This window comes from Candidatus Edwardsbacteria bacterium, assembly GCA_018821925.1.
Lineage (GTDB): Bacteria > Edwardsbacteria > AC1 > AC1 > EtOH8 > UBA2226.
Genome location: JAHJLF010000019.1, coordinates 1 through 13,181 on the forward strand (window position 1 = coordinate 1; position 13,181 = coordinate 13,181).

At 50.6% G+C, this 13,181-nt stretch carries 9 protein-coding genes and 1 tRNA gene; 2 read left to right on the plus strand and 8 right to left on the minus strand.

Going from position 1 to position 13,181, the window contains the following annotated elements; translation table 11 throughout:
* Positions 1–329, plus strand: a 329-nt coding sequence (locus KJ869_02010; GenBank protein ID MBU1575967.1) for a type IV pili twitching motility protein PilT, incomplete at its 5' end; no start/stop codon positions are given.
* 3 nt (positions 330–332) lie between these two features.
* A complete protein-coding gene (locus KJ869_02015; GenBank protein ID MBU1575968.1) occupies positions 333–1,397 on the plus strand; it encodes a type IV pilus twitching motility protein PilT in 1,065 nt (354 codons plus the stop codon).
* A 172-nt stretch (positions 1,398–1,569) separates the two neighbouring features.
* Here the strand turns inward: KJ869_02015 and KJ869_02020 are convergent, their stop codons facing one another.
* The 8 genes from KJ869_02020 to KJ869_02055 form a co-directional block, all read right to left on the minus strand.
* Entirely contained in the window at positions 1,570–3,390 is a 1,821-nt protein-coding gene (locus KJ869_02020) for a DnaJ domain-containing protein (GenBank protein MBU1575969.1), read from the minus strand.
* Positions 3,387–4,712, minus strand: coding sequence for a hypothetical protein (locus KJ869_02025; protein MBU1575970.1), 1,326 nt, complete (start codon positions 4,710–4,712; stop codon positions 3,387–3,389). The genes KJ869_02020 and KJ869_02025 overlap by 4 nt, the downstream gene beginning before the upstream one ends.
* Positions 4,713–4,829: 117 nt before the next feature.
* Positions 4,830–7,418 carry an Ig-like domain-containing protein gene (locus KJ869_02030; protein MBU1575971.1) on the minus strand — a complete coding sequence of 863 codons (2,589 nt, stop codon included), beginning with the start codon at positions 7,416–7,418 and terminating at the stop codon, positions 4,830–4,832.
* 272 nt (positions 7,419–7,690) lie between these two features.
* Positions 7,691–10,132, minus strand: coding sequence for a hypothetical protein (locus tag KJ869_02035; GenBank protein ID MBU1575972.1), 2,442 nt, complete (start codon positions 10,130–10,132; stop codon positions 7,691–7,693).
* On the minus strand, positions 10,133–11,110 hold the full coding sequence (locus KJ869_02040; protein ID MBU1575973.1) for a hypothetical protein: 978 nt from the start codon (positions 11,108–11,110) through the stop codon (positions 10,133–10,135).
* 172 nt (positions 11,111–11,282) lie between these two features.
* Positions 11,283–11,738 carry a hypothetical protein gene (locus KJ869_02045; GenBank protein MBU1575974.1) on the minus strand — a complete coding sequence of 152 codons (456 nt, stop codon included), beginning with the start codon at positions 11,736–11,738 and terminating at the stop codon, positions 11,283–11,285.
* 533 nt (positions 11,739–12,271) lie between these two features.
* Positions 12,272–12,349, minus strand: a tRNA-Val gene (locus tag KJ869_02050).
* Between the two features lie 188 nt (positions 12,350–12,537).
* Positions 12,538–13,035, minus strand: coding sequence for a hypothetical protein (locus KJ869_02055; protein MBU1575975.1), 498 nt, complete (start codon positions 13,033–13,035; stop codon positions 12,538–12,540).
* Between the last annotated feature and the right edge of the window lie 146 nt (positions 13,036–13,181).

Below are 13,181 nucleotides of genomic sequence, written 5' to 3' on the forward strand. Positions count from 1 at the left end.
CGCCGGGCCAGCAACAGCAGGTGAGACTGCAGCTCTCCACCACCCTCCAGGCCATCTACTCCCAGACCCTGCTGCCCCGGGTGGACGGCAAGGGCCGGGTGGTGGGTTACGAGGTGCTGGTCTGCATGCCGGCCATCCGCAGTATCATCCGGGAGGGCAAGACCCACCAGATATTCAGCGTCCTCCAGAGCGGCGGAAAGTTCGGCATGAATACCCTGGATTCATGTCTCAAGGAGCTCTACCAAAAGGGCCTGGTAACCATCGAGGAGGCCATGGCCAAGTCGTCCAATCCCCAGGAGTTTGAAAAATCAGCTATGAAGGCTTTTTAAAATATGGAAATTGCCGAGCTTTTAAAATACATGGCCGAACAGGGAGCCTCCGACATGCAGATCAAGGTGGGCAGCCCGCCCCTGCTGAGGGTCAACGGCGACCTGTCCCCCTGCAAGCTGCCGTCCATCACTCCCGATGACGTCAAGAAACATTTGCTGCCCATCATCACCCCGGCCCAGGCTCAGAAGTTCGGGAAGGAGCTGGAGCTGGATTTTGCCTATAACCTTCCCGGCACCGGACGCTTCCGGGTCAACCTTTTCCAGCAGCGCAACTCCCTGGGTATCGTCTTCCGGCTGATCCCCGAGAAGATCCCCACCATAGACGAACTGGGGTTCCCCCCCATCGTAAAAGAGGTCTCCCTGCGACCCCGCGGCCTGGTGCTGATCACCGGTCCGGCCGGCTGCGGCAAGTCCACCACCCAGGCCGCCATGATAGATTACCGCAACGCCCACGACCCCTGTCATATAATGACCGTGGAGGACCCCATCGAGTTCATCCACACCGACAAAAAGGCCATTGTCAACCAGCGGGAGCTGGGGCGCGACACCCTGACCTTTGCCGACGCCTTAAAATACGTCTTGCGGCAGGATCCCGATGTTATCCTGATCGGCGAGATGCGGGACTTGGAGACCATCTCCCTGGCCATCACTGCGGCCGAGACCGGTCACCTGGTGCTGGCCACCCTTCATACCACCGACGCCGTGCAGACGGTGGACCGCATCATCGATGTCTTCCCCATGCATCAGCAGGGACAGATACGGATGCAGGTGGCTGTGAACTTCGTGGCCGTCATCTCCCAGATACTGGTAAAGAGGGCCGACGGCAGGGGCCGGGTGGCCGCCTTCGAGGTGATGACCGGCTCCGGCGCAGTCCGGAACCTGATCCGGGAGGCCAAGACCTACCAGCTGCAGAGCCTGATCCAGACCAGCATCAAACAGGGGATGACCACCCTCAACATGTCCCTGGCCAACCTGTGCCGCAAGAACATCATCACCTTAGACGAGGCCATGAGCAAGTCCAGCGACCCCGATAATCTGCAGATGGTGTTGAAAAGCCAGTCGGCTTGAAAATTTACCGGAAATACTAACGTAAAAACGGCTGGAGAAAACTCCAGCCGTTTTTCATTTTAGAATTTAGATATTGGGAAAGTATTTTATTTATGGGGTGTACCGTTGCCTCGAACAACAAAACCCTTGCGTTTTCATACGCAAGGGCAAAAATACCGATAAACGTAAAATCTTACTTCTTTTTCTTTTTCCGTTTCTTCAGATTCACACGCTCCTGCTTCAATCGCTCCAGTTCCTCGGCCATCTTCCTTTCCATTTCTTCGATCTTATTCAATTCCTCTAGATCGTCATGGTACGGCTCCGCTTCGGTATCGCTATCGCCAGGTTCGGATTGTTCAACGGTATCAGCCGGCTCGGCTTCTTGCCTGGCGCTATCAGGGTTCGCTTCCGCACTATCATCCTGAGCATATTCGGAGGGATCCAGCCCCAGCTCCCGCAGAAGGCTCAGGGCTTCATCCTCCAAGTCATCCAGGCTGGTGCTTTCCTGCTCATCTGTTTTTCCGGATGCCAGCCGCGGCGGGTCTGATGCTACAGCACCATTGGGCGAATATTCAACAATATCCTGATGAGCCTCCATCTCCAAAAGAAGCCCGTTATCCCCGGAGCCGATGCCGGAGGAAGCATCCACCTCGGCCAGTTCCGCCTCCAACGACGCCAGGTCCTTGAGTAGGGAATCATCCTGAGCATATTCCTCTGGCGGCCCAGCTTGGATCGAAGCAGCTTCCACCACCAACCCGTAATCGACGCCATCCTCTGCTGGTAAGGATTCCCCTCCAGGCACTCTGGGTTCCATCGAATCAGGTTCTGTAATTCGTAATTTGGAGACTGCTTCCAAACCATTTTGGGATCCAGTTTCTGAATCGGCGGATTCGTTCTTTGTCTCTGCTGCGATTTCAGGAACATTCGCCTTTTCACCCTCCACCTCTGAAGCAGACAGATACTCCTGGTCGCCGTCTATTACCTGGGCCATAATGATCTGATCGCCGGATTCAGGCGCTTCGGCTTGAATTGATTCAGCAGTTATTTCCGGTTCTGCTTCTCTCTTTTCCGGGCTGACAGCCGGGGCTTCAGATTCTATATTTTCCGAAAGACTTTCGGGCGTTATTTCTTCAGCCGATAATTCGGTATCTGCTATTTCCGCCGAAGGCCCGTCATTTAATATGATCGGTTCCTCAAAATCGTCGGTTATTTCTGCTTCGGTGGGCTTCTCCGGCGGTTCGACAGTTTCAGCCTCTTTATCTATATCTAACACTTCCGACAGTTCTTCAGGCCCGGTTATTTCCGGCAATTCATCTTCGACGAGTTCCGGCACCTCCACCGGTTTCTCGGCCTCGGTAGCTTCCGGCAATTCTTTTTTGAGAGACTCCTCCTTTACCAGTTCCTCCGCCTCTTCGCTCCACTGCATCTCTATTACAGCCTGGCCTTGGTTAAAGACATTCTCCCAGCGCTTCTGTTCGGCCTGCTGAGCCTGAAGAAAAGCCTGTTGTGCGGCGTCCACCAGGTTATGCCGCTGGTAAAGAAAACCCAGATTGTAGCACAGTTCCGGATTGTCCGGTTCCAGGTCTATGGCCTTTTTACAGTACCTTTCGGCCTCAGCCAGCCGGCCGTTGAACATGCCCAGAGCCAGCCCCAGCTGGCTGTAAAAGTGGCTCTTCTCGGGATCGATTTTTATGGCTTTGGTAAAGAAATCGACCGCCTCCTGAAATCTCTTCTGATCAATGGCATTCAGTCCGGATTGATACTTCTTCTCGGCCGGAGTCGGATTATTGGGGTTCTGCACCAAGTATTTACCCACCACTTTTTGCAGTAGCAGATCATAGTCCTTGCGCTTTTCGGGATTGGCCAGGGTGCGGTAGGCCTGGGTGACATCGGAAAAAAGAGAGCTGTATCCTGCTTTCTGGAATTTTTCCCTTAGGATGTTCCGGTAGGTTGCCGTGATCTCAGAGGTGCTGGCTTCACGGCGGACGCCTAGCAGTGAATAATAGTCGTTCATGAGGAGGACACCTCCGATCCCTGTTTCTGAAGCTTCTCCAACCTGGTCCGGGAGCCTTCCAACAGCTGCATGATGGCCGTCAGGTTCTGCTGTTTCTCGGAGACTTCGTTGGAGAGCCTTTCATGCTCGGCGCTCCACTGTTCGCAGACGTTGGCCAGCTCTGCGATCTGCGACTGCAACTGCTGCCCCCGCTCCTCCATCTCGGCATTGAGCCGCTGTCTCTCTTCGATGGTCTGCTCCAGTTCGCTCTCCTCCACCCGTTTTTCGGCTATGAACTGCACCAGGTTCTGCACCTCGGTCTTGGACTGCTTGAGCCACTGGGCCAGATTCTCTTCGCCCTTCTTCAGTTCCACCATCCGCTGGTTCAATTCGGCCTCCTGGTGCTGTATCCGTTCCAGTCTTTTATCCAGTTCGATGCCTTCCTGTATCCGGTCCGACAAATGGTTGCTTATTTCTTCAAGCTTGGTCTGCTTTTCCCTGAGCAGGGTCTCGAATTCTATCAGCTGTTTGCGCCCTTCATCCAGATGGCCGTCCATCTGTCCGCGCTCCTCCCGCAGTTTCTTAACCTGGCTGGCCAGGTCGTTTTCCTCGGAACGGAACATCTCCAGCCAGCGATTATGGTCGCCCGCCTCGGCCTCCACCTTTTTCAGATCCTTGCGTTTGTTCTCTATGTCCTTCTCAATATCTTTTTTCTTCTGTTCCAGCTTGTCGAAGGCCTCGGTGGAAACCTCGGCCGCTTTCGATTTGGGGCCGAATATCATTAAAAGGATTATCAGCGCCAGCGCTGCGGTCTGGCCGGCCAGGATATAGATGGACTGCGGAGTTTTGATCGCCCCTGCTGCCTTGACCCTGCCTTTAAGTTGGATGTAGACGCTGCCGATCCTCTCCCGCCCCAGCAATATCGGGGCGGCGGCCCAGTATGCCTTATCCGGGGATTTGGCATTAACAACTGATTGAACCAATACCGGCTCCCCGGTCAATTTTTTTATGCCGGAGGGGAGGATTAACTCGTCCCCCACGGCTGTCTCGTTGCTGGATGCGGCAACCCCGCCCTTGAGGTTGACTATGAACAGGTCCGACACCTCGGAATAATCCTGCTTGGTCTGGGCAATGATCTCGGATAAGGCCAGATCATCCTGGTTGGCAAAGGGGTCAGAGACCACCCGGGCCAGGTTCTTGGCCACCAGCTCGGAGCGGATCTTCAGCTCGTCGGACTGGGCGGCACCGGGCTTCTTTCCAGCAGGCATATTTGCCCAATAGGAAAGACCCAATACGACGGCTGTCAACACCAGCCCGATTGTTATTCTTAAGGTATTGTTCATTAGCACTTTAGGGTTTATATCATTTATAGTATAGTCAAATATTATTAAACTGTCAAGTAAAATTATAAAACAAAAAGGCACCGATATTCCATCGGTGCCATTCAAAACAGATATGGCCTACCTTATCAGCATCATTTTTCTTATGCCGCTTTCGCCACCGGTGGACAATCGGAACAGGTAAACCCCGTTGGGAAGAGCGTTGCCCGCGCTGTCCTTGCCGTCCCAGGTTACGGACCCCTCCCTATTTTCCCTCCCCTCGAGGGGAGGGTTGGGCGGGGTCAGGGTCCTCACCAACTGTCCGGCCACATTGTAGACCGCCAGGCTGACCCGCCCGGCCCCGGGAATCTGATAGCTGATTTTGGTATCACGGTTGAACGGATTGGGATAGTTATTCCCTAGTTTAAATTCGGCAGGTAGCAGCCCGCCGCCATCCATCGACAATTTCACCGGCCCATAATAAGTTATCGTGCCAGAAAAATCATATTGGGCGATCCGGTAATAATAATCCCCAGCTGACAACTGATGGGGATCTGTGAATGAATATTCAGAGGGCTGATTGGTGGTCCCGTTCCCGGCTGTTTCGCCAATCTTGACATACCCGGCAGAAGGATCATCGGTCCGCTCTATCTCCCATCTGTCGCAGTCCTTCTCGCTCTCGGTGCGCCACTTTATCATGCCATGGCCCTGGCCGTCCAATGCTGCCGAAAGGGAGGACAGCAGCACCGGATTGGGATATTTGTCGCTGCTGTTGACGGTAAAAGTGTCGGCCGTCACTTCGATCCAGACATTGCTACCCACCACTTCCCCCCTGCCAACGGGAATGGTGCCGCCCGATCCCAACTCCGTCTGGTAGATATAATTGTTGGCCCCCGGATCATTGCACAGCCGGTCCAATGCCAGCTGGGTGGGATGGCCGTAGCCGTTGTTTCCCACCGAGATGACCGACACTTTAGGATCCAGGGTCGATACCCAATACGGATTGCTGCTGTTTTGCGAGCCGTGGTGGTTAGCATGCAGCACCGAAACCTTGCCGATGTCGGGGCCCAGGATGGATTCCACGTCCTTATATCCCCCGGAATTGTATCCCCCCAGATCTCCGGATACTATCATCTTGAAACCGCCGTATTGTATCAGCAACCCTATCCCGTAATCATTCTCATCGGAGGGGGTGATATTGTCGCCCTGGGTCTGGCCGTTGACCGCCACGCATTTGGCGTTTACCCCGGAGCCCAGATCTATCGACTGGTTCAACCCGATAGTCTTCCTTTTAGCTCCCAGGGCTGCTGCATAATCAGTGAAGGCGGTTGAGGCGTAGGCTCCGCCGCGGTCGTATCCGTAGTTCAGGACAGAGTCACTGCCGCCCAAGCTGTCGATCACCTCGTCCATTCCGCCGACATGGTCTTCGTGGTAATGGCTGACCACGGTATAATCCAGGTGATGGGTTTGTACGCTGTCCCTTAAAAAAGGCCATATCTTGCCGTATCCCTTGCCGGTCTCACCGGCATCGAACAACAACGATTTCCCCGAAGGCGAAAGCACCAAGGTGGCGTCTCCCTGGCCCACATCCAGGCAGATTATTTTTAAGGGGATGGTGGCCGGGTCGGGCTGGGTGGCAAAACGGAAGGGGTTGGGCTTGGGGCCCGGAACCAGGTCGTTGTTCGAAAGGTCCTTGGCCGCGGTCACCTGGATTTTGTATGTTGTCACATAGCTGAAATTATCATGGGTAAGGGTGGCGGTATCGCTGGCGCCGTTCCAGGAAACTAACCATCCGGCCACCCCGGTGGAGCAGCTATAGGCAAAGCTGGATTGGTTGATCGCCTTGTTAAACCCGATCTTTATCGGAGAATTTATCGCGACATTGGCGGCATTATTTGCCGGAGAGGTGTAGATGACGGTGGGGACGTTGGGCAGGATATCGAAATTTATGGTGTCCCCGGCGATAATGGTCCATGGCGGAGTGCTTTTTACATAGAAATTGACAGGGTTGTCTGACATATCGCGAACTTTGAAGGAATCAATATTTCCGGTAGGCACAGCAAACATGACATAGCCGGGATCACCGGAATCATATCCTTCAATGACATAGTTATTCTCAGTGATATAGGAGCCTACTATGGTGTCCGCCCGGTAAGCCAGCACCACATAGTTTGCCAGCGGCGTGGAATATGATGGATCGCCGTATATATGACCCTCCATCCAAGCCCCCTGGGTTGACATATCCATCACCGTCAGTAGCTGGCGGGGCGAATCGCGATTTGAACCGGTAACCGTGGTATCCGCCAGCCGTCGGATCCTGGCCAGTATATATTGTGACTGCGGAGTGGTGTCGCACTTGGTGACGAACCAGACCTTGGTGGTCTCTCCGGAATCGGCGGCGGCAATATGCTTGGAATTATAATATGCCGTCAGATCGCCGCCCCAAGTATTGCGTGCACTCGCCTCCCAGGCGGTGCTGTCCTGCCAGTGAAAGTGGTTATTTCCAGCGGTTGTGCTGGAACTGCCAATGCGGCATCTCCCCACAAAATTTTCGCCGGTGGTATCGGGAATGATGCCCACCAGAACCGCAAAAGGGTTTCCGGTGCTGGCTGCAGCCTGGCCGGATATATAGACTGGATATTTGACGATTACAGCGTAATCCGTGGCCAGAGTTTGTCTTATAAATAATATCTGACTGAAAAGTATTATTACCAGTGATATCTTTTTCATAAATACTCGCCGTTTACTGTGTTTGCTTAATTATACATCATACAAATTCCATACCTAATGATCAGGAATTTGCTGATATCAATTTAAGGCTATGGAAGCATTATAGTTATGATAAACTATAGACTGGCGGATAGTAATACCTTATTAAATACCAAATCACAAATGCAATAACTACACCCAGAGATATGATATTTTGCAATTTTTGTTAAAATTTTGCATTTAAAAAGCGGCTCTATCAGATGATAGAGCCGCTTTATGAAAATCTTTTTTATTTATCCTTTTACTTTTTTCAAGGCCTCCAGTTTTTGCCGGGTTTTTTCCAGATTTCTTTTGGCTTGGCTATGTCCGGGATCTGCCGATAATATTTTCTGCCAGATGCTTAAAGCCCGTTGGTAATCCCCGGAGCTGTACAGCTTAGTTCCTTCCTTGTACAGGGCGTCGATCTCCGGCTGGGATAATTTCGGGGCGGATGGTTGTCTGGCCTTTATGGTCACCCTGTCCTGCTGTTTTGGGGCCGCTCCGGTTTGTTTTGCGCTTCTGGCTGATCTCGGTTTTGCCTCTGTTTTGGGAGAGGTATCTATTTTTACCGTGCTGACTCCGCCGAACACCACTTTCTTTACCGGCCGGATCTTTTTCACTATGGCAAATTCCAGGTGGTTTGATATCTCCCCCTGCTTGATGTTTATCAGCCTGGAAGGTTCGCTTTTTAAATCGTAATCCGGCGGAATGCTATTGCGGTCGATGTTCAGGGTCTGTTGGCCGGTGGGAACGTTGGTTATCCGAAACATCCCCCCGCCGTTTGTGACCGAAGCGGAATTTGACGGTTGCAGTATCAGTGTGACGCCAGACAGCCCGTAATCCTCTCCGTCGAACTTTCCGTTATTGTTTTCATCCACATATACCCGCCCCTTGATGCCCCCCAGGGACGAAACAGCAAAATTGACCAAGGTGGAGCGCCACCCCCCCAGAGAAGCCTGTTTCTCCCCGACGCCGATGATGTTATACTCCGCCGAGAGCGTGGAGATATCAATTTTTATCGTCGGGTTCTTGCTGTTGATTTTATTGAACTGGTATTTTCCACGGGCATCGGTGATGGTCCTTCGTCCGTCGGAAAGGTTCAGGATGATCCCGGGCAGACCGTATTCACCGGCATCCTGAAGGCCGTTCTTGTTGGCATCCAAAAACACCAGCCCCTCCATAACATTCCCGGAGATGTCCATCCTCCTGGTTATAAACAAGCCCAAGCGCGACCTGTCACGCAGATAGAAGAAGCCGGTATCCTGGGCGATGTTGTTCTCGTTCCACCAGGAGAGGTCCAGCAGATATTTCTTAGAGAAGTTCAATTTCAACTGAAGGTTGGCTACCAGGCTTCCGTTTCGCCCGTAATGCTGGTCGCCCCGATCGTTTAATCCCATTTCGGCAATGACCCGGCTTCCGCCCCACAACCCCACATTACTTCCGGCCCGATATTTCCGTAAATACCCGGAATTATTCTGCCGGTTGTCTTTCCACTGGTCAAATTCTCCGCTCATCCAGAAAGTTGCTAGTTGCGTCCGATAAAGTGGTTTCACCCGCCAGGATTGCCTGGTTGCATCCATTGACTGCAGTTTTTTCTCGATCCGGTTGTTGACCTGGTACTTTAAGCCCATCTCAAACCGGTTGATGCTTTGGCTCATCTCGACCGATTTGTCATCGGAAATATACCATTTGGAATTGGGCCCTCCCCAGTCGACCTTCTTGTCGGTATTGGTGTAGTTTGCCTTGACCGCTGGAAGATTGGGTAGTTTCATGCTGGAGCCGGCCCCCCAGCTGTTGGTAATCATGGGATAGAGGGTGTCGCCGTCGGCATTATAGTTGGTGAATCTGCCGTCCAGCCCGAATATTTCGTTGGGCCTCCAGCTGGCGTAGAACCTGGGGCCGTAATAATTCTTGGTCTGCAACGGGCGGAAATATGCCCCCAGAAAGTCCATCCCCCCCGAGACCCGGTACTTCTTCCTGGCCCAGGTGACATTGGTGGAAACAGAGGGCGCCGATTTGGTAATTATGCTGCCGCCCGATATTTCCTGCCTTCTTTTCCAGGCCGTACCCAGCATCATATTAAGACCCCAGGGCATTACGATGTCAAACTGCTGGCCAAAACCCACCGCCCGGCGGTAAAGGGTATCGGTGGCTTGCTTGCTTTCCTCGTTGTATATGTAGAATTTTCCAGAAAGCCAATCCAGTGGCTTGATCCCGACATATGATCCAAAAGCGCTTTTATTGTTAAGCGAAGAGCTTTTTTGGTATAGATATGATGGTGCTCCGCCGTATATCCCCGAGGAAAAGCCCTTATATCGGTATTCTGCAACAACTCCTCTTATCCTGCCGTACATTACTCCCGCATTATATGGCAAATTTACATTTCTATCACCAAGGTAAACATTAACAGTGCTGCTTCCTAAAACTATCTGATCGAAGCCGAGCTTTATGGTCTGCAACTGGGCTTGATCAATGCTGCTGTAATACACGGCCAGCTCTGAGGACAGCCGGTAGCTTTCCATTTTCTTGTCAAAGGCGCTGCTGATGTTATGCCTGTATTCCTGCTGGCCGTAATTTTGCCCTCTTAACTTGTTGCCGTTCTCAAAACCATAGGTAAAATAAAGCTGATCCCCGGCCTGCAATATTGCCGGGCCGGCAATCAACAATAAAATTATGATTTTAAAAAATCTATTCATCTACCCTTTTATTTTTTTCAAGGCATCCAGTTTGGCCTTGGTTCTCTCCATATTCTTTCGAGCGGTGGAATTGCCCGGATCGACCCTTAAAAGTTTTTGCCAGGTGGCCAGAGATGCCTGGTAATCCCCGGAGGTATATTGCTTGGTGGCCAAAGCATAGAGATTCTTTATCTCCTCCGGCGAGGCTTTAGCCACCGGCTCGGCTTTTTTAACCGGCTGGCGGGTGGTTTTAATTGGCGCCTTGGGTTCCGGGATCGGCCAGCTGTGCCTGGGAGCCTCGGCAGCGACCAGTTTGACCTTGAGTTCGCCCGATAGTATCTCCGAGCCGCCGTAATCAACCATGGCAATCAGATCATAACTGCCCGGCCTGATATTGTTTATCGGTATCCTGATTATTCTTTCGGCAAAGGGCAGCACCGCTTGATTGTCCTCATTGATCATGAGTTTATTCACCGTCCAGCCGATCTGGTCCTTGATCTCCACAGTTCCAGTGGGTCGGACCAGCAGATTGCCCTTATTTTTAAATCCCAGCTCTATCTGGGCGATATTCTCCGATCCGGTGCTGTTCATGGAAAGGGACGTAAGCTCACCGCTTTTAAAGCCGGTCCCGGTAACATTTAGGACAAAGATAGTGCCTACTCTTACTGCCAGCTTGCTGCCTGACCCCTTGGTTTTTTCCTGCGGTTTGGAATGAAAGAAAATTGAGGCCAAATAAGTCCCGGCAGCATTATCCGGCACCTTGAAGGTATAGCGCACTCTTTGACTGGTCCCCTGTGAAAGGACGAAATCTTCCGGGTTTACCAGCATCCACGATTCGCAAGAGAAGGAAAGCGTCCCTCCATCGGGATAAGTAAGATTCCCTAGCTTATCCATCCCCAGGTCGGTTATATAACTCAACACCCTTACCGGGTTGCTCCCCTTATTCTCCACCGTTATTACGCCGGTACGACTTTCGCCGGGGACAACATTCAGATCCACCCGGGGGGGCCAAACATTCAATGAGATTGGTGACTGCCCAAAGGATAGGGAAGTCCAAATAATGTTAATCAGTAAAAAAAGAGAACTTTTAGCCATTAGCATAGTAAATTATTTAAACTAAAAGCGAGGCACCCCTTAATAAAAGTGATGCCCCGCTTTGTTAAGCAAGCGCCTACGGGGTTGCAGTCAGCGTGTAGGTGATGGTGTTGGTATAGATGCCGGCCATCGCTGGATCCGGGATCAGTATGTCCAGGGTTGTGGTCAGGTCCGTCCCTGCGCCCAAATTCTTATACTCGATCGCAGCACAGGTATATGCTGTGGTCGGAGCCAGAGTAAACTCCCCGTCAACCCAGGTGCCGGCTCCACCGCTACCGGTATAGGTCAAGTTAGCAGAGGGGAAGATTTCGGTTGCGTCAACGGTGTGGGTCAGGTCCTGATCCTTGTTGAGCTTCAGGTGCCAAGCGATCTTTTGATTGGTCCTGACATTGACATTAACTGCGTCTGAAGCATTGTCGCCGGGGATCAGGATCCCGAAATCGATTGCCGCCACGTCTAAAGTCAGGGTCCAAACACCGCCGACTGTAACCTGAACATCAACGTCGCTGGTTACATCTGCAGGCTGTGCCATTGCCATCCCGGCAAACAGTGCGACTACTAAGCTGGCAAGCAAAAGTTTTTTCATGGATCTACCTCCTTACTAAGTTGATAATTATTTTTAACTTGTTGTCTTAACAATAATTGCATGCAATTTTTGTTCCATTTACTCTATTATTTCATATACTACATTTTGTGTTTTGACCTTTGTCTGCATACACTATATACTTGAGAATTATTTTTATAAAATTTAAGTGCAAAATCTTGTCTTGCGTTTTGCACTTTTGTGCGTTCTTGGTATCATTAATGATGCCAAAATATATCATATCTTTTCTATGATTTCCAAAATTCGTAACCATTCAGCCACAAAAGGCACAACGGGCACAAAATGGATATGAAAATGAATTGCTGGGGCTTTGTGATAATCTAAGGCCGATGTTTTTTAATTTTAATCATTTTACGACCAGTGCCTTTAGCGAAAATATACATTTCAAGAAAATTATTTTGTGAATTATGTGCTTTCTGTGGTCAATTCAGGGAAAAGATGCCACAACTATGATGCCGGTATGGTGGGCGATGAGGGGATCGAACCCCCGACCTCCTGCGTGTAAAGCAGGCGCTCTAACCAAGCTGAGCTAATCGCCCAATGATAAAATAAGGCCTTTGTATGATTGTAGTATATATCATTTTAAGCCATTTTGTCAAGCAATACCCAGTCCGGAAATAGAGCAAAACAAACTATGGGATATTTAAATATTCCATAGTTTGTTTATACACCTCTCTTTGTTTTAAGATTTATATTTGCAAGTTGTGCCTGAAAATAACTATCACTATCATTTGGGCTCGGCTACAAAAGATGCTTCAAATTGGTAATCGCCAGCCAGCGTATTGTCGGCAAGCACATATCTTATATCCAGGGAGACGTTGGAACCTCTCTCGATCTTATAACTTTCGTATATATCGTGCAAACTCCCATTGGCTTCACGGAAATCCTTTTCACCGGACAGCCTGTACAGTATTTTACCTTTCAGACCATTGATCGAAGGATCTATCTGTCCCATTACCCTGGCGCCATCACTGCTGTTACACCACACTTTTAGGACAATGGCTTTCGGCAGATCAACATACCCCCTGGTTTTATCTTCGTTGCTGACACTTAAAATATTTGAGGCGCTCAGAACTTCGATCCGGGCCTTTTTAGCCACGCTTACCGATACATTAACGGTCCGGGAGATATCGCTGGGGGTCAATAAAGCAACCGTCTGGCCGAAAACGAATTTTGCGCTTATTGCCAGGGTCGCGATCATTATTATTTTGACATGCTTTTTCATTTTGTTCTCCTGACAATATATAAAGCATTGGGCATGCCAAAATGATATTCAATTTATATCTTCTTTAATCACATAGTGTTATATGGATTATTTTTTATTTTCCGCTTATTATTTATCTATTTTTTGTCAAATATATGTGACAGTAG